Below are 26883 nucleotides of genomic sequence, written 5' to 3' on the forward strand. Positions count from 1 at the left end.
CTCGCCAGGGGGAACGTGGTCGCTCGTTTCACTTCTTGAATATGAATGAGGGTGTCATAGAACGAGTGGCACACCAAAGAGCAGGGTGAACGCTGTGGTGGATGAGTCCAGCGACCCTGCAAGAGCATTCTTCGGTGGAGACGTCCTTCAATGTCGTGGAGACAGAAACGCTAGCGTTGTTTGAGCACCTTTCATTCGAGTTTCTCGAAGAGTTCGACGTGTTCGCCCCGGTGGAAACGGGGCGAACACGAGATCACGAGCCACCAGAGTGATGTGTGGCTTCCTCCATTGCTACTACAAAGACATCTACGGCATCCGCCCCGTTGAACCAGAGCTTCAGAATACAGTTGTCTGGCTCAGTTGTGGCTTCGATCGACCGCGGTCGAGAGACGCGGTCGATCGCTTTCTCACCGATCTCGAACACGTCGTTGACGAAATCTTTGACCACCTCGTCGAGCAGGCCGCCCACCACGGCCTGCTCGACTTGACCTACTGTATCGATTCGACTGATGTGAGAACGATGCCAGCCGATCAAGATGCGTCGAAATGCTATGATTCAACCGCCGTACGGCTACGGCTGTACGATCGTCTCGACCGGACAAAAGATCCCTATCGCCGCGGAGTTCACCGAGAGCAAACAAGCCCCAGAAGAGACGGCGATGCGCGTCACGCGTAACGCGCTCGCCGTCGAACAGCTGATCTGGATAGTCGGTGATAGTGCCTACGACACGCTTGACTGGCACGACCAGCTGCTGGCCGCAGGGGTCGTGCCAGTCGCTCCATACAACGCACGAAACACTGACAACCCGAAAGACATCGAGTACAGGGTCGAAGACCGCATCACCGAGCACAGTAAGGACGTTCAGCTGAAGCAGTCGACGGTAGACGAGACGTATAACCGCCGTACAGGAGTCGAACGAACCAACAATGCAGTCAAGGACTGCGGCCTCGGGCACGTCCGAGCCCGAGGCCGCGTCCATGCACGAGCGCAGGTGTTTCTTGCTCTATGTCTCCGTCTCGTCGTTGCGATCACCAACTATGAACGTGGAGACAATCCAGGAAGTACTGTAATCTCGGTGTGAGAAGACTTCTATGACACCCTCCAATCGTTGTAACAGTCTTCGACGTCGCGTATACTGGTGCACCGTCACAGAGGGCACTGTCTAGTTCTGAACCTCCTCAATGGGGGTCTTTCCATCAAGAGTTTGGTGCGGTCTCTGACGGTTATAGTAATGCATGGGGTTTTCAAGACACTCGCGGACGCTCGCTTGACTGTCCACCCACGAATTATGGGAGTGGTCGATCCGCATTTTGAGGGTATGAAACCACTTCGATCAGGTTTCGTTTGGATATTTGACCTGGCCGCTTAATCCTAACTGACAGAGGGGCAGTCCGATAGACGAATTGATTGACGAGAAACGTAGCATCCCAGAGATCATGTTTCTCCTTGAGTTGATGNGCTGGATCGGTGCCGTGCCGGCCAAACAGCGCGACATCGAGAATCAATTGTGTCTCGGTGTCTATTGCAGCGTGCACCCAAGACCACTCGCCGTTGATTTTGACCGCGGTCTTGTCAACTGCGACCCTTGACGGCTTCGCCGTCCGCAGAACGTGGAGCGTTCTGATGGGCCACACAAGAGCTTTGCTCTCGTGGACGCCGGCAGGTCGGAAATGCTGTCAGCTAGCCGATACACCACATTGCAGAGCGCTCCATGAGAGAGCGTCCAACGCTTCATTCAGCTAAAATCGTTGGTGTCTCCATGAGAGAACAACCAGTTTCGTGGAGGGGGATGGCGAACGCCCTGACGGGCGGCCTCAGAANCCATGAGAGAACAACCAGTTTCGTGGAGGGGGATGGCGAACGCCCTGACGGGCGGCCTCAGAACCCAACGAGTTCTGATGTGCTGCAGGGGAGTGAGGTTCTCCTGAACGTCGCCGTCCGCTTGTTTTCCCACGATTCTTCTAAATCCGCCCGTAACTTTCGCTGAGCAGGTTTGCGAGCATCTTGCCCAAGAAACTCAACGGCTGCTCACTGCTCAAGCTGATTCAACTAGACAGTGCCGATAATGAAATACTCTCCATGTAGCATAGTCAAGATAGGAATCTTTTAGTACAGAGTGAGTAAATACTCGTTTGAAATGGGAGATAGAAGTAGTAATATTGAGTTGAATAGACGTGGCGTACTCAAAGCAACCGGCGCAATTGGCGCGGCCGGCCTCGGACTGGCAGCCGGAACTGGATCTGGGGCCGCACGTGAAACGGGCGAGGCCAGCGCATGGACGCGTGAACACGCGAACAACATTGAACTCACAGATGATCTGACTGCGCCAGTGATCAACGAAAACCCCGACGTGATCTCGGACGACTACTGGATCTGGGATACCTGGCCGCTTCGATACCGCGACGGTTCAATCGCAAAGATCAACGGCTGGCAAGTCGTCTTCTCTTTGACGGCGTCGAAGGACCTCGTACCCGGTGCTCGTCACAACGAGGCAACAATTCGATACTTCTATTCCCGGAACGGCCATGACTGGCAGGAGGGCGGTACGGCCTTGGACGACCCACTCGGCCATCACCAGTGGGCCGGATCCGCGATGTATGACCGCAGCGAGGACCAGATCTATCACTTCTACACGCCAACCAGCGCAGAACCGGAGTTCCGCCAGCGGCTTGCGCTTGCGAAGGGCGCAACGCTAGAGACAGGCCCACATGGCGTTGAGGTGGTTGGAGAGCAGGAACACATCCTCATAGGTAAGGCTGACGGAGAACTCTACCAGACCTTAGAGCAGTCCCGAGAGCAAGGTATCGTTTATGCGTTCCGTGATCCGTGGTACTTCCAGCACCCTGATACGGGAGAGGACATGGTCGTGTTTGAAGGTAACACGCCCACAGCAGGAGAGAACCCGGACGACCCACAGAGCTATAACGGGAACGTTGGCGTGGCACGAGCGACGAACGACGAACTCACCGAGTGGGAGCTGCTCCCACCGAACCTCGAAGCCATTGAAGTCAACCAGCAACTTGAGCGCCCTCACTACGTCTTCCAGAACGGCAAGTGGTACCTGTTCGTGCTGAGTCACGAGTTCACCTTTGCTCCCGGCCTCCAGGGCCCTGACGCACTGTACGGGTTCGTGAGTGACTCGCTCTATGGTGACTACGAGCCGCTTAACGGCAGCGGACTGGTCATTGCCAACCCCGAGGAGGCCTCTTTCCAGGGCTATTCATGGCTGGCGATGCCCCAGGGGAACGACGCACTCGTCGAGAGCTTCGAGAACTTCCGTGGTCTCGACGACACTTCTCGGGGTGAAATCAGTCTCGACGAAGTCGGATATCTCCCTCCCGAAGAGCAAAAGGAACTGTTTGGTGGTACGCTTGCCCCGAGTTTAAAGCTGCAACTCAATGGGACGGAAACGCGAGTCGTAAACGAACTCAACGATGGCCACTTCCTCCCCTCGGGTGGATCGAACGGAAGAGGGAAATAAGAGAACCCAATTGCTCCAGTGAGTGCTGCTATTCACTTGCTTTCGATCCCTGAAAAATAGACGGAGGGAGGGACCTACTCCGTCATAAGGGCAGCCATGGTAATCTTAGCAGCCGCCTTGTGAAGCACGTTATTGAGGGGAGAGCTGTCTGGTGGTTTCGACACAATACGGAGTTCATCAAGTGCCGATCACGCTATCGATCTGAGCAGCTATGAGGTTGGTTTTACGGCCGACCATGAACGCTAATCGTGGGTACCAATAATCTCCTTCCCATTGGTGATTACAATCGTACCTTCGTAATCTAGTGGGTTTCCACCGGTCAGTTCAATACCGCATTTCTACCTTGCTTTAGGTTCCCATTGTTCCCACCTGCAACCGCGATCCTCTATTCGGAACCCTCAACGACGTTTGTCGTTGGTGAATATTCCCGGCACTACTTATCCGCCGGACGCAGTCATATTGCTCAGTATTCTCAGTGACCGTCACAGTCATGCATTTCAGCGGAATTCGAAATAGTCGTAATAGCCTTCCCAGGTTTGGTATTAACCCCCATGTCATATGGGGGCATTCGGGGGCATTCTGACTATCTCGAATACTCGCGATCGCTTTCGGTTATCCTGTGAGTTCGCTCCCCGAGTTCTGTCTCGCTCATTTCGCACCGACCCCAGCGGCGTCTCGCAACGGAGACGATCGTACAGTACAGGATTTCTGGCGGCGGCGAAATATCCAACTGTGGGCGGATTGCCTGTTAGATGCCCACAGAGACGCGTTCCCGCTGTATCTGTGTACCATCCCGTTCACTTCCGGCGACTAATGCGTCTTCGATAGCTTGACGGACGCGTTCGGGACTCGCCTCGCTACCCGCCTGACGGACGCTCCCCATGGCGTCCGGATCGAACGGAATATCGAGTTCTGCATAAACCGGCTCGAGGACGGCGATAAGTTCGTCGCGGTCGCGAGGGACGACGATGCCGGCCGTCAGCGCCGCGTTCTGGCGAACGCGTTGGGCGATGCCGACGAGCTTTCCGCCGGCCGACAGGGAGTGCGTTCCGGGACAGAAGGCCGCTTCGGGCTCGCCCCGTTCGGACGCTACATCGACAGCATCGAGTGCGATCCGTAGTCGATCGAGAATCCGCTCGTAGCGGTCCGTCAATCCTGCTCGCTTGTCAGCCACTGTATCGATATGTGCGAAACAGATGGTCGTCCCCGTGTACGCCACTGCCCGGCCACCGACGCTGCGCTCGTATGTTCCGTATCCCAGCTTTCTGGCGGTTTCACACGCCCGTTCGTATCGGTCTTCCTGGACGTCTCGAGGTCCGAACGCGACGTGTCGAAGCGGACGCCACACTCTGACGGCGGTTTCGATCGGTTCCGAGAGTAGTGATTGTGTTACCGCGTGATCCCGTTCGATGGTGGACGCTCGACCGCGGAGTACACGCATACAAACGACAGACGTTGTCCCCCGAAATAAGCGTTATAGGTACTGATCAGTAGACAGCCAACGCTGGGAAGGAGTGGAGCGTGTGAGGTGGGCTACTCGGACGGTACCAGCAGCGAGTCGGTCGCTCGGTATTCGCCGCTAGTCGTTCGGCTTGACAAGGATTTTGATGTGATCGCTTTCAGGATCAATGAGCCGCTCGAACCCGTCGTCGACAATTTCCTCGAGACCGATCTGGTCGGTGATAAACGGGTCGGGATCGAGTCGACCGTCGGCGAGCATGTCGATCACCATTCCGTACTCCTCGTCGGATCGAGGGCCGCCGAGATAGGCGAGCGTTCCAGTGACCGTCCGCTCACCGAGCACGAGGTTGTTCGGATGAGTGCTCACTTTTTCCTCCCAGATGCTCACGACAGTCATCTGACCGCTCGGAACCGTACTCTCAATTGCCGCGTTGAACGAGGCTTCGACACCCGCGACCTCGAACGAAACGTCGACACCGCCGTCGGTATTCGAGGCGATGTACTCGACGGGATCCGCATTCGAGGGATCGATGAGTTCGTCGGCGCCACACGCTACTGCGCGGTCGCGCCTGGCCTCTCGCGGTTCGGAAACGAATATCGACCTCGCGCCCGCGACCCGGGCGCACTGAATCACGGCCAACCCGATCGGCCCCGCTCCGAAGACCGCGACCGAATCGCCGGAGTGAAGTCCGGAGCGTCGCACCGCGTGCAACGCGACGGTTAGCGGTTCGACCAGCGCACCGTACTCGATCGGCACGTCGTCACCGAGTGCTACGGCGTGTTCCGCGTCTAGGACGACGCTTTCGGCGAATCCACCGCCGCCGCCCGAGAGTCCGATGAAGCCGATCGAATCACAGATGTGGTAGTTTCCTTCCCGACACTGGCGACACTTCCCGCAGGAGAGGATTGGGTTGACGGCGACGGCGTCACCCGAATCCAATCCCGTTACCCCCTCGCCAACGTCAGAGACGGTTCCGCTGAACTCGTGTCCCATCCTTATCGGTGCCGTTTCCTGCGACACTGGATGCGGTTCATCATCGGGTACGAAGATCGGTCCGGCAGTGTACTCGTGGAGATCTGAGCCACAGATACCGCACGAATCGATCTCGATACGAACCTGCCCTCTCCCGACGGCCTCCTGTTCAACGTCCTCGACACGGATGTCTTTCCGCCCGTGATAGGTAACAGCTCTCATACCAACCGATAGTTACCATGCACCGTGATAAATATAGTGGACGAGTACTGCTCCCCCAGTGAGAGGTCTTGGATGAAAAATCGATAATATTATGTCTTAATGTATGGTAGGCCTTGACGGAGCATGGAAGATTATACGCTAGACACGGAAGACGGCAGACTCGAAGCCTTGCGTCGAATGCTGACGATCCGTGAATTCGATACGAAAGCCGGCGAGTACTTCGCCGACGGCGAAATTCCCGGATTCGTTCACCTGTATATCGGTGAGGAGGCGGTCGGTGTCGGGACATGTGCTGCTCTTGAACCGGACGATTACATTACCAGTACACACAGAGGCCACGGTCACTGCATCGCGAAGGGGCTGGACACCAAGCTGATGATGGCCGAACTGTTCGGCAAACGGAGCGGATACTGTAACGGGAAGGGTGGTTCAATGCACATCGCCGACGTAGACGCCGGGATGCTGGGCGCAAACGGCATCGTGGGTGCGGGCCCGCCGCTTGCGACCGGTGCCGCGTTGTCGATCGACTACCAGGACCGCGATCAGGTCGCGTTGGCCTTCCTTGGCGACGGCGCGGTCGCACAGGGACAGGTTCACGAGGCCGTGAACATGGCCTCGACGTGGGATCTTCCGGCGATTTTCCTGGTCGAAAACAACAAGTACGGTGAGGCCACGCCCGTCGAGAAGCAGCATAACGTCAAACAACTCAGTGACACCGCACAGGCCTACGATATTCCCGGGGTCACAGTCGACGGGATGGACGTGACGGCCGTAACCGAGGCCGTCGAAGAGGCGCGAAAGCGGGCGCGAGCCGGTGATGGGCCGACCATGATTGAAGCCGAGACCTACCGCTACAACGGCCACTACGAAGGTGACGAACAGAACTACCGTGACGAGGAAGAGGTCGCACAGTGGAAGGAACGCGATGCAATCGAGTCTTTCAAGGAGCGACTTCTCGACCGCGGCGAACTGACCGAGGCGGAGTTCGGAGAGCTCCAGGCCGAGGTCGAGGACGAAATTGCCGACGCGGTTGAATACGCACAGAACTCCGACCTGCCGGAACCCGAGGAAGCTTACGAAGACATGTTCAGCGAATCGGTACCCGAAGTCGAACAGTTCGCGAGCCGCCTCCGTACCGACGGTGGTTCCAGCCGAGGTGATTCGCAATGACTGCTCAGGCAGAACTCGAGCGGGAAGAGACGGAGACGATGACAGTCCGGGAGGCTATCCGAGAGGCATTGCGCGAGGAGTTGGCACGCGACGAGGATGTCTACATCATGGGTGAAGATGTCGGTGCGTTCGGCGGCGTCCTTGAGGTGACCGGTGACCTTTACGAGGAGTTCGGCGAGGAACGGGTCCGTGACACACCCATCGCCGAAGCCGGGTACGTCGGTGCTGCGACGGGAGCGGCCGCAACCGGAACGCGCCCTGTCATCGAGCTCATGTTCTCGGATTTCATCGGCGTTTCGATGGAACAGATCATGAACCAGATGGCGAAGATGCGGTACATGTTCGGTGGGAAGACCGAGATTCCTGTCACCGTTCGCGCAACCGAAGGTGGTGGGATGGGTGCTGCCAGCCAGCACTCCGGAACAGTTCACGCGTGGATCTCACACTTCCCCGGCCTGAAAGCCGTCGCGCCGGGTACTGCTGCTGCCGCGAAGGGGCTGACGAAGGCCGCCATCAGGTCAAACGACCCCGTGTTCGTCTTCGAGAACAAGATGATATACGAGCAGCAAGGAGATGTTCCAACTGACGAGGACTATATCGTTCCAATCGGCGAGGCGGCCGTCGAACGCGAGGGCGAGGATGTCACCGTGGTTGCGACCCAGCGACTTGTCGGCGAATCACTCGATGTCGCTGATCGCCTGGCCGGTGACGTGAGCGTCGAGGTCATCGACCCGCGTTCGCTCTATCCGCTCGACACTGAAACCATCGCCGAGAGTCTCAGAAAGACCGGACGGATGGTTGTCGCCGACGAGACCCCGCTCTCGTATGGCACCCACGCCGAAATCATCACGCGGGCACAGGAAGAGGCGTTCTTCAGCCTCGACGCTCCCATCCAGCGCGTCGGTACGCCCGATACACACATGCCGTTCAGCACGCCGCTCGAACAGGAGGTCCTTCCCGACGGCGAGGGGGTCGAGAATGCCATCAGGCGGATAACCTGACCACACGTGGCCCACGTTGGACTCATCGTCAATCCATCGGCCGGCCGCGACATCCGCCGTCTCACTGGCGGTGCGAGCGTCGTCGACAACTACGCGAAACGCCGTGTCGCCGAGTGCGTCCTCGACGGCCTCTCTCTTGCCGGCGAGTTCCCCAGTGTCGCCGTTATGCCGGACAAGACTGGTATCGCCTCGCACGCCATCGCGGAAGCGCCCACCAAGATGGACATCGAACCGGTCGAGATGCCCATCAAAGAATCAGCCGCGGACACGCGGCGCGCCGCAGCGCATTTCCGCGAGAGCGCCGACGTCGTCGTCGTTCTCGGCGGTGACGGGACGAGCCGCGACGCGGCACTCGAACTCGGCGACGTTCCGCTCGTCTCCGTCTCGACGGGAACGAACAACGTCGTGCCGACGCCCGTCGATGGAACCGTCGCTGGCGCGGCCGCCGCCGCCGTTGCGAACGACGCGGTCGACGGCGACGCCGTGACCTACCGTCACGGACGGATCGACGTCCGAGCCGACGACGTCACCGGAGAGAAGCGACTCTCTGGTCTAGCGACCGTCGGCATCATTGATCGGTCGTTCGTCGGAACGCGGGCCGTTATCGATCCGTCGGAGCTACTCGGGGGCGTCGTTTCGCGGGCGCATCCCGCAGCCATCGGGCTCACCAGCGTCGCAGGGTGTATCGAACCGCTGGCTCCCAACGCACCCGGTGGAGCCGCACTTCGCCTCGGTGACCCCGATGAGACTGACCGGTCCGTCCGCGCGGTCCTCGCACCGGGAATGACGACGACGGTTGGCATCGAGGCACACGAGCCGCTAGACTGGGACGAGCCGGCAACCTTCGCGGTAACGGACGGCGTCGTCGGCGCGGACGGAGAGCGTGAACTCGAGCTCACCGACGCGATCGTCAGTATAACGCCCACCGCCGACGGGCCACGTCTCGTGGACGTAGACACCGCCTTAGAGGCGGCCGCAGCAGCTGGATCCCTCGTCAGCAGTGAGACACCGATTGGAGACCGATAACCTCGCGTTCCGTTTTCGCCACTATCGAGTCGATTATCCCTACAGACCTATCGTGTCCGTTTCGCCGGATCGTCTCGAGTGACTCAACCAGCTTCGAGAATCTTGGTTGGTCCGAAAATGGATTCGGACGGAGTTCAGATAGACGCTCGACGAGGAGTGGTGTCTTCTTATTCCGTACCGCGGTACGATTCGAGAACGAGTTCGGACGCACGTTCGGCCCGCTCAAAGAACCGCTGTAAGAAGGCGTCGGCCTCGGATTCGTCTATCGCTCGCGTGTCGTAGGTCAGACTAGCAGTCACGAGTGGGCGGAGATCGACACCGCTGCCCTCTGGAACCGCCCGCTGGCCAGTCGCATCGAACTCGAGAGCCGCGACGCACGGTGGATTGACGAGCATCCCGTCGGAGTCCGTCTTGGCCGCGTTTGCGAGGGTGAACGAGGGCTCTCCCTCGCTGTCATCGTCGAGCCGTTCGCGTGTGTCGACGATCTCGGTCAGCGACTTCTCCTCAACGTTCGGAACGACGCCCGTGTGGAGTTCGTCGTCGAGTTCGGTCACGAGGGCAATGTCCTGGCTTTCTCGGAGCTGGTGCGTCGATTCCGCGTAGATTCCGTTCATGAGCGGTCGATCCGCGAGCGCCGCCGAGGCGACCACGAGCAACACGTCGATACTCGTGACTCGCTCCTCGAACGCCGACCGAACCGCTTCCGTGGTTTCGAGCAACGCCGTTCCGGCGGACGGGTCGGCCACAGCCGTGGCTCGCTCGAACCGGTTGGAAGCGGTCCGCTCGGGAGTGATTTGCCGAACTTCCGCACCGCTCTCCCGCGTGGCTTCAGCGGCCGCCTCGACGTCGTCTTCGGTGATCGAATCCATCGGTCCGGTACCCTCGACGGACGTGAGGTCGACGCCGGCCTCCTCCGCGCGCTTTTTGGCTCGGGGAGAAGCTTTGATGGACTCTTCTCTCTCTGTCCCATCGCCGACTGCCGCCTCAACGTCGTCCTCGGTGATCGAATCCATCGGCCCGGTACCCTCGACAGACATGAGGTCAACACCGAGTTCCTCCGCTCGACTCCGTGCTCGCGGGGACGCCTTCACTTCGGTCGTCTCCTCTGCGGCCGCGGGAGCGGCCGAACTTCTCGCGGACGCGGCCGATTGCGTCTCGGCCGTGACGGCATCGTCCTCCGTGTCCGATGGGTCGGCTATGGTATCCCGTTCTGTTTCGGTCTTTCCGTCGATTTCGGCCTCGGCTTCGGCCTCGAGATCGGAGATATCAGTATCGGCCGCTGCGAGGATACCAATCGGTGTGCCGGGTGGAACGGATTTGCCTTCCTCGACGTAGATCCGACGGAGGACACCGTCTTCACGCGCCTCGACCTCGCCGATACTCTTCTCGGATTCGACTTCGGCGAGCTTGTCCCCTTCCGACACGTCGTCTTCCGACTCACGGAACCATTCGAGGACGGTCCCCTGTTCCATTTCGAGCCCTAGCTTTGGCATCTTGATAATATACGCCATTATAAATCATCCATGTGTGCCAATCTACTAAAACGTATCTCTTGACCGATGATGATTTCGACGGAGTACGTGACAGGTTCGGCCCGCGAGGCGCTCGCGGTGCAGTCATTCACGCCTTTCTTCTCCGAATCGGAATCAGTCGAGAAGCTGGTTACGTCGGTCACACTATTGGATAAAAATATGCTGCGCCGGGGATCCCCCTCTAGAGGACGTTCTGGAGAATGCCACCGTCGACGACCACGGACTGTCCAGTGACGTTCCGGTTCTCCGCGAAAAAGACGGCGAGTCTCCCCATGTCCTCAGGCGTCTGGTCGCGCCCCATCGGAATGGCTCGGTCGATAGTCTCGTCGTACGATTCGCCGATTTCCGGCGTCAAAACGTCTTCCCACATCGGAGTCTCGACGATTCCTGGACAGATAGCGTTGACCGTAACATCCGGCGCCAACTCGAGACTGAGCGACTTCGTGAGCCCGAGTACGGCGTGTTTCGACGCACAGTAGTGTGCGAGGCCGGCGGCGCCGATCTCACCCGCGATGGAGGCGGTGTTGATGATGGTCCCCTCCGACTCGCGGAGGTGTGGAATCGCGGCGCGTGCCGCGAGGAACATCCCCTTCGCATTCACGTCCATTACCGTCTCCCACTCCGCTTCGGCCATCTCCTCGACCGGTGTGGCGGTGATGACGCCCGCGTTGTTTACGAGGACATCAATCCGACTGAACTCGTCGATGACCTCGTCGACCATCGCGTCGATCTGGGCTGCTTTCGTGACGTCACAGTCCACGACGTGTGCGCGCTGGTCTTCCGACTCGATGCGATCCACGAGTTCACGTGCACGCGTCGCCCCGCCGATCTCCGCGGATGATTTCTGGTTGTACTCCGTCTCCATGATGTCCACGTCGGCGATAACTACGTCACTTCCCGCAGCCGCGAGTTCTGTGGCGATCCCACCACCGATGTCTCCGCCGCCACCGGTCACGATCGACACCGCTCCGTCTAGTGTGTTCTTGTCTACCATCGTCTCTCGATTAGAGGATCTATATAATTATAAATCATGGTGGCAAGAACCGAAACGGATGGACCGCGACAGACAATGGGACTGGTATCGGATGACGGAGACTCGTCGTGGCTTGTCCTCGAGAGGCGGGTGAACTCGCTTACTGCAACTCGTCTCGAACTCTCTCTCCGATTTCCTCGAGGGCCTCGTGTGCCCGATCCAGTTCCGGATCAGAGAGCATGATCAGGAACCCATGGATCATATCCTCATACTGCACGTGGTCGGTCGAAACGCCGGCTTCAGACAGCCGACTTGCGAGTTCCGTGCCGTCGTCGCGAAGCGGATCAAACCCGCACGTCAGAACGAGCGTGGGTGGGAGTCGGTCCAGGCTCTCGGTACGAAGCGGCGACGCGTACGGATGCTCACCGTCCAGTTCGCTCTGGAGGTACCCGTCCCAGAACCGCTCCATGTCCTTTCGCGTGATGAAGTATCCCTGTGCGTTCTCCTCGTAGGACTCCGTATCGAACGCGTAGTCCGAAGCGGGGTACGCGAGCACTTGATAGTCGATCGCTGGTCCGTCCCGATCGCGTGCCAGGAGCCCGACGCCGAATGCGAGTGATCCCCCGGCGCTGTCTCCGGCGATAGCCAATGTATCGGGCCTGGCATCGATCGCTTCGGCGTTGTTCGCCACCCAGCACGTCGCGGCGTAACAATCCTCGAGTCCGGCTGGGAACCGGTGTTCGGGCGCGCGTCGGTAGTCGACGGAGATGACGATGCACTCGGTCGCGTTCGAGAGCGCCCGACACAGCGCGTCGTACGTCCCCAAATCCCCGAGCATCCATCCACCACCGTGGAAGAAGACAAGCGGTGGATGCGGTCCGTCCCCAATTGGCTTGTAAATCCGCACGGGGATATCCGTCGCTGGACCCGGGATAGTGCGGTCTATCACGGCTGCGACCGTGATTGGGGGTTCGCTGGGAATGCTGAGATCGCGATATGTCTCACGGGCTTCTTCTAGTGACAGCCGGTAGAGCGGTGGTAAGCCCTGTTCTGACAGCCCGTGAAGGTACTTCTCGACTTGCGGGTGGAGTGTCGATGACATTGCTTCACTTATGCCATCCGTCTAGAGCGGCATAATTGTACCTTTTATCAGACGAAATAGAAAACGAGAAGGGTCCTCTTTTTTATCCTTCCGCGTGACAGTGACAGTAGATGGTTGGAGAATCCATCCCGGTAGAAACGGATATAGTAGTGATTGGTGCCGGTCCCGGCGGATACGTAGCCGCTATCCGGGCTGCCCAATCCGGCTTCGACGTAGCGCTCGTCGAGAAAGATGCCTACGGTGGGACCTGCCTCAACGTCGGCTGCATTCCTTCGAAGGCACTCATCGCAGCGGCCGATATCACACACGACGCTACTCACGCTGAGCACATGGGGATCCAAGCCGAACTCGACGTGGACTTCAGTCGAATGGTCGGCTGGAAGAACGATGTCGTGAAGCAACTCACCGGTGGCGTCGAGAAGCTCTGTACGGCCAACGGTGTAACCCTAATCGACGGGACTGCGACCTTTACAAGCGAAACAGAGGTCCAGATCACACGGAACGGAACGAACCTCGGGTCAATCGCGTTTACTCACGCCGTCATCGCTACCGGGTCGCGTCCGGTCGAACTCCCCGAGTTCCCATTCGATGGCGAATACGTTCTCTCCTCGACGCACGCGCTCGGACTCGAGTCGCTTCCCGAACGGCTGCTCGTCGTCGGCGCGGGCTACATTGGTATGGAACTCTCGACGGTGTTCGCCAAACTTGGCGTCGACGTGACGGTCGTCGAAATGCTCGATCAGGTACTGCCCGGCTACGAGCGGGATATCGCTCGCGTCGTCAGGAAGCGCGCCGAAAGCCTCGGTATCAACTTCCACTTTGGCGAAGGGGCCCGTGGCTGGGAGGCAACCGGCCGCGGTGTCCGCGTCTTCACTGAGAGTGACGACGCCGACCGGTCCGAATACGAGGCTGACCGCGTGGTAGTCGCCGTCGGACGGGAGCCCGTCACCGACACGATTAACCTGGGAGCAGCAGGTATCGAGACCGACGATCGGGGGTTCATTCCGACCGACAAGCAGACTCGAACTGTCGCCGAACGGATTTTCGCCGTCGGCGACGTCGTCGGCGAGCCACTGCTCGCCCACAAGGCAAGCAAGGAGGGCGAAATTGCGGCCGACGTTATCGCTGGCGAGGCGGCCACATTCGACTCCCGAGCAATTCCGGCCGCCGTCTTCACCGATCCCGAAATCTGCACGGTCGGGATGACCGAGGCCGAGGCCGAGGCCGAGAACGCGGGTCTCGATCCAGTCGTCGGACGGATGCCGATGCGAGCCTCGGGGCGTGCACTTACGTTCGGCGAGACTGATGGGTTCGTGCGTATCGTCGCGAACGGGAGCTCCGGCACGGTCCTCGGCGCGCAGCTAGTCTGTCCCGACGCCTCGGAGCTAGCTGCTGAACTCGCCCTGGCTATCGAGACGGAGGCCACGCTAGAAGATATCGCAACGACGGTTCACACGCACCCGACTCTCACCGAGGCGGTCATGGAGGCGGCCGCGAACGCTCGCGGCGAAGCGGTCCACACGCTCAACAACTGACGAAACAGTAGCCGACGACCCAGTTACGGTTCGACCGGCGGCTAGGATGGGTACGAGGCCCGAAACGAGATGCGTCCGTCGTTTCGTCTACGCGCTATTCATTTCCATTTGTCTCTTCCAGCTGGGGCGATCAATCTTGATTGAGGGTATCCGCTAGCAGCGTGCCACCCATTCAACGATCCCGCGAGCATACCGTCCTGATAGCTCCGATCGGCAGGATGAAACGCCCTGCTACGAGAGCCGCTTTCCACGGTTACGTGCCGACTATCGGAAGCTACTGTTCGATTCTGATGACCGGCTCGTCCTCGTACTCAATCGTTACCACATGTCCTGCATACAGAAAATCGATTTTCCCCGTACGCATCGTCCCACCCTCCGTCCGTGTGAAGATCATTTCAAGCGCTTCCGGATCTATTGCTTCGTAGAGTGGTGGAAGGTCCGCCGGGTCCCTCCCTTCGAAATCCGCAACTTCCCTGACGATTCGTTTGGAGAGGCACCAGGCGTCGTACCGATCGCTCTCAGTCATCCACCACACTTCTCTACGACGTTCCCCTTACTGTTTTCGATCGTCTCAGTCTCAGTAAACGAGAGTCGCAAGGGACGCGGATCATCCATACGGATGTCACGCTATTTGGCGGAAAAGGGACTCGTAGGATTCGGTGACGATGATTTCTTAGTGTTAGCGTGATGCTGGTTCCCGATTTCAATAACTGGAGCCGCTGAAAAGCCAGCGAAACATCTTCCAATTCGCAACGCACAGCGTTACTGAGTGTGGAATAGAACTGACAATATTCACCATGTGATCACGAATATTCCAGATTTCCCTGGATGATGTTTGCATATTCCTGCACTACGGATGGATACTTTTTGAAGAAAACGTCATCAGTTAGACGACTCGGTGGCCCATAAAGTGCGATACCGCCCACGAGATCGTCTGTTTGACTAACGACCGGAACGCCGATACCGCGCATCCCATCGAAGCATTCCTCGTCATCAAGCGCGTATCCACGTTGACGAATGAGCTCAATTTCTTCGAAGAGAGGATCAATTTCGGTTATCGTGTTATCTGTTCTGGGATGGAGGCCATACTGATCTATTACGTCCTGAATCTCTGTATCAGATAATTGGGCTAAAATTGCCTTTCCATAGGCTGTCGTATTGAGTCGGGATTTGACACCTGGATGCGTCCGGCTGACGTGGAGTCGTTTTACCTTGTCCCCTTTTTTCATCGATAATAACACTCCGAGATTGTCCTCTTTCACCATTAAGCCGGCGAACTCTCCCGTTTCTTCAGCCAATCGTCGGGTTTCCGACTCTCCAACCCTATAAATAGCATAGTTCCGTCGAACTTGATTTCCGATCTCGAGAAAGGAAAGGCTCACACAATAGCGGCCATTTGGTTTCTTGGTAATGTAATTGATCGTCTCGAGCGTGTTCACATACTCATACATCGTGCTTAGCGGCATATCAAATTCGGCAGCTAACTCACTTACAGATGCGGACTCCATTTCGACAAGCCGTTCTACGATACGATTAGCGCGACAGAGAGATTTGAGTGGTTGTGATGACATGGTAACAGACTCTCAATCAACCTCCATTATAGTTCCGGTTATTTCGAAGAGGGAAGCGTTGAACTGAAGAATAGTGGTCTGCTATAATTGTGTGAGCGAGTTAGGCAGATTGATAGGAGTCTATTCGAAATAGTCAGAATAGATCCTTGAGAAGAGGCACGATATAAGTAGAGGCTAGAACTCCGGTGATCTCATTCTGATTATTTCGAATTCTTTCTGATGATAGAGTCTATGACTCTCATTATTCAGCACCGGTCAGCACTGTCACGATTGTTGCAGCACAATCAACCGCTTCAGGACTACGACCCGGAAAACGACTAGATCGATTACTACAAAGACATTGCCGAAATCGTCGTAATGTATTGGCTATTAAATATGAATCTCAATGTGAACTGGGTAATCGATTCTCCTCAGTTCCCGTACTTCCCCCTCGATAGTGGCAGTGGCCTGTAGAATGGATTACGAACGTACACATGTAATTAATCGATGAGGGACATCTGACTCCCGCTGAGGCGTCACTGAAACGCAGTCGTGCCGGGAGAACACTCCGGTCCGCACCTACTGGAGCGGACAGAGCGCATGGATCAGAGACAGTGTCCAACGACAGTGGACACTAGTGGGCTCAACAGTGCCCTGCTGACAGTGCCGCTGGCTGCGTCCGCGTTCCACGGAGGGGAGATCGGACACGTTCGCAAGCCACGAGGCCGCTCGCGCACTCATGGTCATTTCGGGGCTCAAACCAGGCTTTCAAGGTCAGATCTGTCCCCGTTCTAGTCGCCGCACGTTCCCAGCGACGATGTCGGCCAGTTGTAACCTGTATTCGAGCACCTGTTTGGCGTATGGATGCCCGAGACGTTTGTCACCGCGACGCCGTGGTCGGCCAGCGCGTTGAGCGGCGGGTGGTCGTACCCCACCGCGGCGACTGTGAATAGTTCGAGTTCCGTCGTGTTGTCGAGCAGGGCCGCGTCGGGTGGATCGAGCTGATTACCCTAGCGTTCGCGGCGAGTTGCCGCTTCCTGGGTACCGGTGCCACCTCGATGCGGTGATCGGGTAGCCGGTCTCGCAGTGCGGCGGCATAGTCCGCCGCGGGCATCCCGTGGGTTACGCTTCGCGGGACCAGCACGTCGATAGTACTCATGGGCGTGTAGTGACTCTGAACGAATGCGTACCAATGCTTTTCTCCGGAGGCCACTGTCGGACCGATTTGACCGTGGAGCCAGCCGTGTCCAACGACGTTGGACCCGTGGCTCAGTTCCGGTCCAACCCGAGGAATTATTCCGTAGGCAGACGGACGTGGGGGCGATGTCGGGAGACCTGTACGGGAAGAGCGCTTTCGTTGTCGGAGCGAGTCGCGGGATCGGGAAGGAGGTTGCTGAGGAATACGCTGATCGGGGAGCTGACGTGGCTGTGGTCGCCCGGTCCTCGGACGACCTGGAGACCTTTGCCGAATCGCTGCCGACTAGGTGCGTGCCGATCGAGTGCGATGTCCGGGATGATGAGACCGTCGAGCGGGCCGTCACGACCGCGGTCGACTGCCTCGGAGCGATCGACGTGGCTGTCAACAGCGCGGGAATGATCACACGAGGACGGCTTCACGAGGCGGACGAGGCGGATATGACCGCGGTGCTCGACGTGAACCTTCTCGGCGCGCTTCGGGTCAGCAAGCATGTCCTGCCAGCGCTGATAGAGACGGAGGGGACGCTCCTCCATGTCACTTCTGAAGCGGGGTCGGTCGGCGTGCCGGAGCTCCCCTCGTACTGCGCAAGTAAGGGCGGCCTCGATGCAGCGGTCCGGCAGCTCGCGGTCGACTACGGCTCTGACGGTGTCTCAGTGGTGGCGATAGCCCCAGGAACAACGAAGACATCGATGAATGAGGGGTTAGGGCGGAGGACCCGTCGTGGGTCGAGGAGCGGGCCGAGAACGTCCCGTACGGCCGCCTCGGGACGCCGGAGGACATCAGCGACCTTGCGGCGTTTCTCGCGCGGGATCAGTCGGACTACCTTACCGGCGAGGTAATCCACGTTGACGGCGGATCGACCGCGTGAGGGCGGTGGGGATCAGTAGTGTTTGGTCTTGAGTTCGACTACGTTCGCGGTGTTCTGGAGCGCTGGGAGCAGCTCCTCCTGGATGCGCTCGGGGGTGAACTCGTGTTTCGGCCCGGCGGCAGAGATGGCGGCATCGGGCGTCTCACTGTCGCTTTCGACCTGTACGGCGACGGACTTGACGCCCTTGACGCGCTCCTCGTCCTCTATCGCGTACCCCTGCAACCTGATGGTCTCTATCTCGTCGAGCAGGGCGTCGCGGTCGACGATCGTGTGCTCAGTCGCCCGCGGGAGCCCGTGGCGGTCGGCGATCTCAGTGATCTCCTCGTCGGACTTCTGTGACAGTATCGCCTTGCCGAGTGCCGTCCAGTGCATCCGGGTGTACTCGCCGGTCGACGCGTTGTTGAAGATGGCACCGGTCGGCTCGGTCCGGTACAGCATCACCCGGTAGCCGTTCTCTTCACAGCCGATGGTGGCAACCTCGCTTATCGTCCGGGCCAAGTCGTCGACCTCGTTGCGGCTTACCTGGTAGAGGCTGTTGTTGTGCCGGACCTGTCCCCCTACGTTTAGGAACCGAAGGCTGAGCTGGTACTGCTCATTCCGCCTGACCACGTACCCGGTGTCTTCCAGCGTCTTGAGGTAGATATGGGCTGTGCTCTTCGGGAGGTCCATGTGATCCGCCAACTCCCTGACCCGGCAGCCGTCGAGCTTCCCCCCGTTCTCGACGATTTCGAATACGTTCTCGACCGCCTTGATCCGGTTTGGACCGTTCGTCATTGTGTGTGTGTGTGTGTGTGTATGTATCACATACTGCCCTCAATATTCTTTTCGAAATTGTCCAACGATACTGGAATCGTATCCTCGGCACCCAGGATCGATATTCGTTATAGTTTGGGTCGTCAACGGCCGCCGTGAGGGTGCCAGCGAAGCGGCGGATAAGCATGAACGACTGGCTGAGGGACACAGGAGAGGGGCGACTATGGCGGAACAACGAATAGCCGTCACACTGGACGGGTGAGAGAAACTCTGTGCTTGCGCGCCGACGCGGCAGGCCGACGACGCGTCAGTCGTACTACCGCTGGGTCTGTTCTAGCAGGCCTCGCATGTAGCCGACCGCGAACAGCCGTCCCTTCGTGTGGTAGCCGGGGTTAGAGTTATCCTCGCCCACCATCGTCGGGACATGGTCGGGGCGCATCACCACGTCGTCGTCGACGGCGTCCTGGTAAGCCTCCATCGCCGCGAGCATGTCGCGGGGGCCCTCGTCGTGCCACGTCTCGACGAAGTCGTCAGCGTCGCCCTCAATGTCCCGGAAGTGAACGAAGTTGATGCGGTCGCCGAACCGCCGGATTGTCTCTGGGAGAACGACGCCCATCGCGGCGAAGTTGCCTTGACAGAACGTGATGCCGTTGTGCTCGCTATCGTAGCTGTCGAGAACGCGCTGGTACGCCTCGGTGCTGTTGATGATTCGGGGGACACCGCCCACTGACTCTCGTGGCGGGTCGTCCGGGTGGAGTCCGAGCTTCACCCCGGCCGCCTCCGCGACCGGCGTCACCTCCTGCAGGAAGTACTCCAGCGCGTCCCAGAGCTGCTCGCGCGAGGCGTCGACCGCCGGTCCCGCCCTACACCTGTGCATCCGATCGTTCGAGTACGCGGTCACCAGCGAGCCGCCCCGAGTCTCGACGTGGGCCTCCGTGCGCGCCCAGCGGATGCCGACCATCCAGTCGTAGCAGACGACCGGGATATCGAGCTGTCCGCAGTGCCGGATGAACTCCTTGAACTCCTCGATGTCCTCGTCGCGTCCTTCCATCCCGAGCCTGACGCGGTCGGTCAGGGGGACGCTCCCCTCGATGACGCTGACGTCGAGCCCAGCGTCCTGGTACCAGTTCTTGAGATGTAGCAGATCGTGATACGACCAGGTGGTCTTTCCGTCGCCGATCTCCAGGGTGTGTACGACGGCGTTTTCTACGCCCATCTGCTTGGCTATCTGCCATCTCTCGTCCGGCTGTGGCGGTAGGACTACCGCTAAGTCGACCATAGCGTGACGAATTGGAACCACGGTTAAATAGCTTTCTTTTAGTCGGGTTGCTGCCGAACGGGCGGCGGGGAGCTGAGGTATGGCGAGCGAGTGGGCCCGCGATATGCGAGCGGAACGATCAGGACAGCGGAAAAGAGGGAAAAATAGAAACTCCCCGCCGTGCGAGTCTTCGATGGATCACGAATGAGCGACACGTTCGCAGGAGACACGGCCATCGTCACGGGCGCATCGAGAGGTATCGGTAGCGGAATCGCAACCAAGCTCGCGGAGCAGGGGGCGTCGGTGGTGGTCAACTACCGCTCCTCCGAGACGCAAGCGGAGTCGGTTGTCGACGAAATCGCCGACCGAGGCGGCGAAGCCGTCGCGGTGCAGGCCGACGTGAGCGACGAGGATGACGTGGCGGCGATGGTCGAGGCGACCGTCGACCGCTTCGGCTCGCTGGACGTGATGGTGAACAATGCGGGCATGACGACGCTTGGTCCGGCGGAGGAAATCACCATTGAGGACTGGCGGCGGGTGGTCGATGTCGACTTGACGGGCGTGTTCATCAGTAGCCGTGCCGCGGGGCGACAGATGCTCTCCCAGGACGACGGCGGGGCAATCGTCAACGTCGCATCGATGATGGGTGAGATGGGCTTTCACATGCGAGCGCCGTACTGCGCGGCGAAGGCGGGCGTCATCAACCTCACCCGGACCCTCGCCGTGGAGTGGGCGGAGGACGGCATCAGCGTGAATGCGCTCGCGCCGGGATTCATCAAGACGGACATCACAGATCAGACGCAGGACTCGGCGGAGTATACCGACACCGACATCCGGCGGCGGACGCCGATGGCGCGATACGGCACCGTCGAAGAGATGGCCAACTGCGTGAGCTTCCTAGCGCGGGTCGACAACTACGTCACCGGCGAGGTGCTTCGGGCCGACGGTGGGTGGACCTCGGACGCGTGGCGGTACTGCGAGAACCGCGCGTAGCGGCGTCGAACGCGCCATCCTCGATAGAGTGGTGGCGAAATTCTCCACAGGGGGAAGTTTTTTACCATTAAGGCTGAACCTGTGTGATGAACCATGTTAGATGGAGCTTCTGGTGTCAGTAGACGCTCGGTAATCAACGGCATCGGCGCAGGCGCAATCGCGGCAACAGCCGGCTGTGCCGGCGGTGGCAGCAGCGGCGTCGAGATGACGATCGCCAGTACATTTGAACCGGGTCACATCCTGGTCCAGGCCGCCGAGAATTTCAAGGAGCAGATCGAGGAGGAGTCCGACGGCGATATCTCCGTTGAGATCAGCCCTGGCGGCTCCTACGGGTCGGAAGACGAGATCGGCGAGGTCGTCAGCCAAGGCGGTGTTGAGGCGCACTCCGCAGGTAGTTTCCCCTACTACCAGTTTGCATCAGAGTACTGGTTCTTTGGCTGCCCGTTCGTCCTCTCGGGCTACGATCAGTTGCTCTCGGTGCTCGACAGTGAGCAGATGCAAGAGGGTCACGACACGCTCATCGAGAACGGAAACCAGCGGCCGATCGGCCAGCAGATCTACCGCGGTGCTCGGCACTTCACGTCGAACACGCCGATCCGGGAACCGGGCGACGTCAACGGGCTCAATCTGCGTCTCCCGGAACTCGACCCGTGGGTCCAGACCTGGGAGCAGGTCGGTGCCTCACCGACTCCGGTCGCGCTGGACGAACTGTATAGTGCGCTCGAACAGGGCACGGCCGACGCCTCAGAGGGCGGCGCGGAACAGATCAGTTCGTTCAACCTTCACGAGGTCCAGAGCCACCTGAGCCTGACGAGCCACCTGATCGCGAACGGGAACATCTACATCAACGAGTCCTTCTACCAGGGGCTCGACGAGACCAACCAGGATCTGATCATGGAGGTCGGCCAAGAAGCGACGCAGTCCGCCGCCGAGAAGTCCCAGGAGCGCGAGCAAGAACTGATCGACGAGCTCGGTAATCAGGGTATGGAGGTCATCGAAGACGTCGACACTGAAGCGTTTCAGGAGGAGGCGGCGCCCGCCGTGGAACAGCTGTTCGATGAGACGTGGGCTTTCGACTGGGAAACCGTCCGGAACATGTAACTGTGAACCGGCGACGCATGTTACATACCGACAATCACCACCCTTTCACTGATCATGGAAATCGACCAATCACTCGACCTGAAGCGCGATCACGTTTTCGACAAGATCGTACTCTACAGTGCGACGGGACTGTTTACGTTCACGATCATCTTGACCACGCTTCAAGTTTTCATTCGATTGTTGAGCCTCCCCACGTTCGGGTTCCTTCACTGGACCGAACCGGCGGCACGGTTCGTACTCATCGTCGCGACGTACCTGGGTGCTGCCGTTGCCGTCCGGAACAACGAACACATCTCGATACAATTCCTCCTCGAACGCCTTACGAGGTGGAACTCCAGTGTCGGTCTGATAGTTCAAATTCTGGGCGAACTGATCGTCATCGGCTTCCTGTCAGTCGCCCTCTGGGGAGCCATCCGTACAACCATCGGCGACTGGACGACGTCGATCGGCGGGATCGAGGCCGTTACGTCAGGTCACCTCTATCTCGGGATCACGATCGGCATTGCGTTGATGCTGATCTATGCTCTGATCGACATCGTAACGTTGGGACGCGAGATAGCGGCGTCCAGGACCGACAACGCCGCCGCCCAGTTCGAGGAGGGGATAGCCGATGAGTGAGCTGCTCGTAATCGGCACCCTGTTCCTCGGAATGCTCCTCGTCATGTACGCGCTCGGCGTCCCGGTCGGGATTGCGATGGGCGCGACGTGCGTCCTAGTGATGCTCTCCCCCTTCGGAAGGGGCCTCAACTACGGCCTCATCTCCCAGCAGTTGCTCTACGGGCTCAACAGTTTTACGCTACTCGCGATCCCGTTCTACCTCCTGCTCGGGCGGTTGATGAACCGCATCGGGATGACTCAGCGGATCTTCGATTTGGCGAACTCGATGGTAGGACAGTTCCGCGGCGGGATCGCCCACGTCAACATCGTCGCGAGCATGATCTTCTCCGGGATGTCGGGCCTCGCTGTCGCCGACGCTGCGGGGCTTGGCCGCGTCGAGTACGCCGCGATGCGCGACCAGGGGTACGAAAAAGACATCTCGCTCGGCGTCACTGGGTCGTCGGCCATCATCGGTCCGATCATCCCGCCGAGCGTTCCTATCATCATCTATGCCGTGCTGGCCGAGGAGTCGATCGGCCAGCTGTTCCTGGGTGGGATCATCCCCGGTATCCTGATCGGCGTCTTCCTGATGGCGCTCGTCTTCCTGTTCGTGTATCTGCGGGAGTACGAGACCGAGGACTCCTTCGACCTCGCTGACTTCTGGAAGAGTTTGAAGGAGGCGGTGTTCCCGCTGTTCGCGCCGCTCCTCATCATCGGCGGGATCCTCTCCGGCACATTCACCGCCACCGAAGCGGGCGCAATAGCCGTCGTATACACCATCCTCCTCGGAATGTTCGTCTACAGAGATCTCACCCTCGAGGGGCTCTTCGAGGAACTCCAGTACGGGATGGTCGAGACGTTCTCGCTGACGTTCATCATCGGCGTCGCGTCGCTGTACGGCCTCGTTGCCCTCCAGCTCCGCCTGCCGATCCTGATGGCCGATTCGATCACGAACTTCTCCAGCGATCCGACGGTCGTAATGTTGCTGCTGGTCGGGCTTCTCCTCGTCGTCGGGACGTTCATGGAGACGATCGCCGCGATCACGATCCTCGTTCCGATCTTCATGCCAATCCTGGACATCACTGGCATTGATCCGCTCCACTTCGGCATCGTGATGATCCTAACGCTGATGCTCGGGCTGTTGACCCCGCCGTTCGGCGTCATCCTCTTCGTCCTGGAGAAGGTGACCGACGCGACACTGGAGGAGGCGATGAAAGCGGTGTTGCCCTACTACGTGCCGATCCTCCTGGTGTTGCTGCTCACCATCTTCATCCCGGAGATCGTCACGTACCCGGTGACCACGCTGATGGGCGCCTGACGTGGCGCCCACGCTCGATTGTCCGCCCCGTCACCCGGCGACGGCTGCGCTGACGGAAACGTTTTTCCTGGTTGACGGAGAGACCCAACCATGGCAACGTTCGATGGATACCCACGGGAGAGCGGTCCCGCCGGGGTACGAAACTACGTCGCAGTGATACCGATATCGGTCACGGCGTCGCCGGTCGCCGAGGCTGTCGCCGACCGGACGGCCGCAAACGTCAGCGCCACGCCCCACCAGATGGGGACGGACCCGCCCGAGGCGGCTCGCGAACAGGTCGAGCGGACGCTGTCGGGCGTCGCCTGCAACCCGAACGTCGGGGCAGCACTCGTCGTGTCGCTGGGCACGGAGACGGTGGACGCCGACGCCGTCGCCAATGCGGCGGCGGCCGCCGGGCGGGACGTCGAGACACTCTCAGTCCGTGAGACGGGCGGAACGGCCGCAGCGGTCGACGAGGGAACCGAGCTGGCCCGCGACCTCCACGCCGAGATTACCGACCGACGCCGGGAGGAGTGCGACGCAAGTGAACTCGTCTTCGGCGTCGAATGCGGCGGCTCCGACGCGACGAGCGGGATCGCGGCGAATCCCGCGGTCGGCGCAGCCTGTGACCGCCTCATCCGAGACGGCGGCACGGCGACGTTCTCGGAGACGCCGGAGTTCATCGGCGCGGAGCACGTCCTTGCGGAGCGGTGTGTGGATGAGGCGGTCCGCGAGCGGCTTCTGGAGCGTGTCAATCACCGGGAGGCGACGGCCGAACTGATGGACGTGGACCTGCGGGGCGCACAGCCCAGCCCCGGCAACCAGGAGGGCGGCCTGACGACCATCGAGGAGAAGAGTCTCGGGGCCATCTCGAAGGGCGGGACGACCCCGGTCCGCGGTATCGTGGACTACGCCGAGCGGCTCCCGGTCGGCGGCGGTCTGGTGCTGATGGACACGCCGGGGTACGATATCGAGAGCGTCGTCGGCAAGGTCGCAGGCGGGGCGCAGGTCGTCGCCTTCACCACCGGGCGAGGGTCGACGACCGGGAACCCGCTAGCCCCGGTGATCAAGGTGACCGGGAACCCGAAGACGGCGGACCGACTCGCGGCGAACATGGATGTGGATGCGAGCGGCGTCATCGACGGCGAGCCGATCGACTCGGTCGGCGAGCGGATCTACCGGACGCTGCTTGACGTCGCCAGCGGCGAGCGGACCGCCGCGGAACGCCGCCAACTGGAGGAGTTCGCGGTCAACGAGCTCCAGCCGAACGAACTCGCCGAGCTGCGGGGGGACGCATGAAGGGGACGGTCCTCGGCGACGCGGGGCTGCACATGGCCGCGCAGGACAACGTCGTCACGGCCATCGACGACCTAGATGCAGGGACGGGGATACCGTACGACGACCGGACGGTCGAACTCGCGGAGGCCATCCCGTTCGGCCACAAGGTTGCGCTGGTCCCACTGGAGCCGGGGGACGCCGTCGTGAAGTACGGCGAGATGATCGGCGAGGCCGTTGAGCCGATCGCCCCCGGTGAGTGGGTGCACACGCACAACTGCGAGAGCAGGCGCGGCCGGGGCGACCGCACCGCGGACAGGGAGGTGGCCTGATGTCGGCGCCGAGTGGAGCCCCACGGCGGCGCGTCCCGGGAACGTCGTTCGACGCGTACCGGCGATCGGACGGGCGCGTCGGCGTGCGGAACCGCGTACTGGTCGTCCCATCGGTGATCTGCTCGCACCTCGTCGCCGAGCGGATCGCCGCGGAGCACGACCACGCTGTCGCGGCCCCGCACGACCACGGCTGCGGTCAGGTCGGCGATGACCACGAGCGCACGGAGCGGACGCTCCTGAACCTCGCCCGCAACCCGAACATCGCGGGCGCGCTCGTCGTGGGGCTGGGCTGCGAACACCTTCAGAGCGGCCCGTTCGCCGACAGGATCGGGGAGCGGGGTGTAGCGGTCCGCGAGACGGCGATCCAGGACGCGGGCGGTACGGAACCCTGCGTCGAGGAGGGCGTCGCCGCGACCGCCGACCTCGCGGACGCCGCGGCGGACGCGGACCGCGCTGGCGCTGGGCTTGCGGACCTCACCGTCGGTGTCGTGAGTTCGGACCTTGATGGCTCGACGCGCGCGGTTGCGGATCCGCTCGTGGGCGAGGCCGTCGATGCGCTGGTCGACGCCGGGGCGCGCGTCATTGTCGCCGGGACGGAGCGGCTCGCCCCCCACACGGACGCCGCCGCTGACCGCGCCACGACGGCGGACGTCGCCGACGCGATCTGCGAGGTCGGAAAGCGTCACACGGGCCGCCCCGGGAACGTACGACGGATCGCCCGCCATGCTGCGGACGCACCGTTCGACGAGGTCGTCGGCGTCTGGGGGAGCATGAACGTCGACGAGTTCATTCCGTATGGCGGCCGGGCGTCGGCCGACGCCGGGGTGACGCTGGTCGACTCCCCCGCCCGCTTCGAGGAGGCGGCGACCACGCTCGCGGCAGCTGGGGCGTCGGTCGTCATCCACGTCACGGCCGACGGGGTACCGACGGGCCACCCGGTCGTCCCGGTCCTCAAGGTGACCGGCGACGGGACCACGGCGGACGCGCTCGCCGACGACATGGACCTCGACGCCCGCGGGGCCGACGCGGATGCGCTGCTGTCCGAGATCGCTCGTGTCGCCGACGGCGGCCGGACGGCCAGCGAGGAGCATGGACTCACGTCGTTCGCCGTCAGCCGCATCGGTCCGTCGCTATAGAGGACCATGTACCGCTGGCGGCGGCGTGGACACAAAGCTTAGGTTGCC

21 protein-coding genes and 5 pseudogenes are annotated in these 26883 nt (G+C 60.4%); 15 read left to right on the top strand and 11 right to left on the bottom strand.

All coding sequences use genetic code 11. The features are described 5' to 3' along the window. Nucleotides 1–101: 101 nt before the first annotated feature. Nucleotides 102–1082 (top strand): annotated as a pseudogene (locus tag C484_RS09660) (transposase). 81 nt (nt 1083–1163) lie between these two features. On the opposite strand, the pseudogene C484_RS24310 reads toward C484_RS09660, so the two are convergent. Next, a pseudogene (locus C484_RS24310) lies at nt 1164–1810 on the bottom strand (integrase core domain-containing protein); the annotation flags it as partial. A gap of 328 nt (nt 1811–2138) precedes the next feature. Here C484_RS24310 and C484_RS09665 point away from each other — a divergent pair. Then, entirely contained in the window at nt 2139–3482 is a 1344-nt protein-coding gene (locus C484_RS09665; RefSeq protein WP_006825752.1) for a glycoside hydrolase family 68 protein, read from the top strand. A gap of 748 nt (nt 3483–4230) precedes the next feature. Here the strand turns inward: C484_RS09665 and C484_RS09670 are convergent. Beyond that, entirely contained in the window at nt 4231–4923 is a 693-nt protein-coding gene (locus C484_RS09670; protein WP_006825753.1) for a lipoyl protein ligase domain-containing protein, read from the bottom strand. Between the two features lie 138 nt (nt 4924–5061). Further along, complete coding sequence (locus C484_RS09675; protein WP_006825754.1) at nt 5062–6138, bottom strand: 2,3-butanediol dehydrogenase; 1077 nt, start codon at nt 6136–6138, stop codon at nt 5062–5064. Between the two features lie 123 nt (nt 6139–6261). On the opposite strand from C484_RS09675, the gene C484_RS09680 reads away from it, so the two are divergent. From C484_RS09680 to C484_RS09690, 3 genes are read left to right on the top strand one after another with little or no spacing between them, the layout of a single operon-like run. Beyond that, complete coding sequence (locus tag C484_RS09680; protein WP_006825755.1) at nt 6262–7308, top strand: thiamine pyrophosphate-dependent dehydrogenase E1 component subunit alpha; 1047 nt, start codon at nt 6262–6264, stop codon at nt 7306–7308. After that, on the top strand, nt 7305–8309 hold the full coding sequence (locus tag C484_RS09685; RefSeq protein WP_006667684.1) for an alpha-ketoacid dehydrogenase subunit beta: 1005 nt from the start codon (nt 7305–7307) through the stop codon (nt 8307–8309). Before C484_RS09680 ends, C484_RS09685 begins: the two co-directional genes overlap by 4 nt. Nucleotides 8310–8315: 6 nt before the next feature. Continuing rightward, on the top strand, nt 8316–9335 hold the full coding sequence (locus tag C484_RS09690) for an NAD(+)/NADH kinase (RefSeq protein WP_006825756.1): 1020 nt from the start codon (nt 8316–8318) through the stop codon (nt 9333–9335). Between the two features lie 167 nt (nt 9336–9502). Here C484_RS09690 and C484_RS09695 read toward each other — a convergent pair whose 3' ends face one another. The 3 genes from C484_RS09695 to C484_RS09705 form a co-directional block, all read right to left on the bottom strand. Then, nucleotides 9503–10828 carry an E3 binding domain-containing protein gene (locus tag C484_RS09695; RefSeq protein WP_083867323.1) on the bottom strand — a complete coding sequence of 442 codons (1326 nt, stop codon included), beginning with the start codon at nt 10826–10828 and terminating at the stop codon, nt 9503–9505. A gap of 220 nt (nt 10829–11048) precedes the next feature. Then, nucleotides 11049–11861 carry an SDR family NAD(P)-dependent oxidoreductase gene (locus C484_RS09700; RefSeq protein ID WP_006825758.1) on the bottom strand — a complete coding sequence of 271 codons (813 nt, stop codon included), beginning with the start codon at nt 11859–11861 and terminating at the stop codon, nt 11049–11051. A 139-nt stretch (nt 11862–12000) separates the two neighbouring features. Next, a complete protein-coding gene (locus tag C484_RS09705) occupies nt 12001–12942 on the bottom strand; it encodes an alpha/beta hydrolase (RefSeq protein WP_083867320.1) in 942 nt (313 codons plus the stop codon). A 110-nt stretch (nt 12943–13052) separates the two neighbouring features. Here C484_RS09705 and lpdA point away from each other — a divergent pair, with 110 nt between their 5' ends. Beyond that, on the top strand, nt 13053–14477 hold the full coding sequence (lpdA, locus tag C484_RS09710; protein WP_006825760.1) for a dihydrolipoyl dehydrogenase: 1425 nt from the start codon (nt 13053–13055) through the stop codon (nt 14475–14477). 274 nt (nt 14478–14751) lie between these two features. Here the strand turns inward: lpdA and C484_RS09715 are convergent, their stop codons facing one another. The 3 genes and pseudogenes from C484_RS09715 to C484_RS24990 all read right to left on the bottom strand — a co-directional run. Beyond that, nucleotides 14752–15003 (bottom strand): HalOD1 output domain-containing protein, encoded by a 252-nt coding sequence (locus C484_RS09715; protein ID WP_006825761.1) that lies wholly within the window; start codon nt 15001–15003, stop codon nt 14752–14754. A gap of 277 nt (nt 15004–15280) precedes the next feature. Next, nucleotides 15281–16048, bottom strand: a complete 768-nt coding sequence (locus tag C484_RS09720; RefSeq protein WP_083867321.1) for an IclR family transcriptional regulator — start codon at nt 16046–16048, stop codon at nt 15281–15283. 770 nt (nt 16049–16818) lie between these two features. Then, nucleotides 16819–17013: pseudogene (locus C484_RS24990) on the bottom strand (hypothetical protein); the annotation flags it as partial. Nucleotides 17014–17350: 337 nt separating this feature from the next. On the opposite strand from C484_RS24990, the pseudogene C484_RS09725 reads away from it, so the two are divergent. Both C484_RS09725 and C484_RS24620 read left to right on the top strand, forming a co-directional pair. Then, nucleotides 17351–17875 (top strand): annotated as a pseudogene (locus C484_RS09725) (SDR family NAD(P)-dependent oxidoreductase); the annotation flags it as partial. Between the two features lie 125 nt (nt 17876–18000). Beyond that, nucleotides 18001–18093, top strand: a pseudogene (locus tag C484_RS24620) (SDR family oxidoreductase); the annotation flags it as partial. Between the two features lie 12 nt (nt 18094–18105). On the opposite strand, the gene C484_RS09730 reads toward C484_RS24620, so the two are convergent. Both C484_RS09730 and C484_RS09735 read right to left on the bottom strand, forming a co-directional pair. Continuing rightward, a complete protein-coding gene (locus tag C484_RS09730) occupies nt 18106–18867 on the bottom strand; it encodes an IclR family transcriptional regulator (protein WP_006825764.1) in 762 nt (253 codons plus the stop codon). A 295-nt stretch (nt 18868–19162) separates the two neighbouring features. After that, nucleotides 19163–20125 carry a mannonate dehydratase gene (locus C484_RS09735; RefSeq protein ID WP_049915267.1) on the bottom strand — a complete coding sequence of 321 codons (963 nt, stop codon included), beginning with the start codon at nt 20123–20125 and terminating at the stop codon, nt 19163–19165. A 183-nt stretch (nt 20126–20308) separates the two neighbouring features. Between C484_RS09735 and C484_RS09740 the strand changes: the two genes are divergently transcribed. The 7 genes from C484_RS09740 to C484_RS09770 all read left to right on the top strand — a co-directional run bounded on the left by C484_RS09740 (nt 20309) and on the right by C484_RS09770 (nt 26835). Next, nucleotides 20309–21097, top strand: coding sequence for an SDR family NAD(P)-dependent oxidoreductase (locus C484_RS09740; RefSeq protein WP_006825766.1), 789 nt, complete (start codon nt 20309–20311; stop codon nt 21095–21097). Nucleotides 21098–21190: 93 nt separating this feature from the next. Then, on the top strand, nt 21191–22198 hold the full coding sequence (locus C484_RS09745; RefSeq protein ID WP_006825767.1) for a TRAP transporter substrate-binding protein: 1008 nt from the start codon (nt 21191–21193) through the stop codon (nt 22196–22198). Nucleotides 22199–22252: 54 nt separating this feature from the next. Further along, the gene (locus C484_RS09750) at nt 22253–22816 is read left to right on the top strand and encodes a TRAP transporter small permease (protein WP_006825768.1); all 564 of its coding nucleotides are present in this window, start codon (nt 22253–22255) and stop codon (nt 22814–22816) included. After that, nucleotides 22809–24113: a TRAP transporter large permease gene (locus C484_RS09755; RefSeq protein ID WP_006825769.1), complete on the top strand. Its 1305-nt coding sequence runs from the start codon at nt 22809–22811 to the stop codon at nt 24111–24113. The genes C484_RS09750 and C484_RS09755 overlap by 8 nt, the downstream gene beginning before the upstream one ends. A 90-nt stretch (nt 24114–24203) precedes the next feature. After that, on the top strand, nt 24204–25391 hold the full coding sequence (locus C484_RS09760) for a UxaA family hydrolase (RefSeq protein ID WP_006825770.1): 1188 nt from the start codon (nt 24204–24206) through the stop codon (nt 25389–25391). Beyond that, nucleotides 25388–25699 carry a UxaA family hydrolase gene (locus tag C484_RS09765; RefSeq protein WP_006825771.1) on the top strand — a complete coding sequence of 104 codons (312 nt, stop codon included), beginning with the start codon at nt 25388–25390 and terminating at the stop codon, nt 25697–25699. Before C484_RS09760 ends, C484_RS09765 begins: the two co-directional genes overlap by 4 nt. Beyond that, the gene (locus C484_RS09770; RefSeq protein ID WP_006825772.1) at nt 25699–26835 is read left to right on the top strand and encodes a UxaA family hydrolase; all 1137 of its coding nucleotides are present in this window, start codon (nt 25699–25701) and stop codon (nt 26833–26835) included. The genes C484_RS09765 and C484_RS09770 overlap by 1 nt, the downstream gene beginning before the upstream one ends. Nucleotides 26836–26883: the final 48 nt, after the last annotated feature.

It is taken from the genome of Natrialba taiwanensis DSM 12281 (genome assembly GCF_000337595.1).
GTDB lineage: Archaea > Halobacteriota > Halobacteria > Halobacteriales > Natrialbaceae > Natrialba > Natrialba taiwanensis.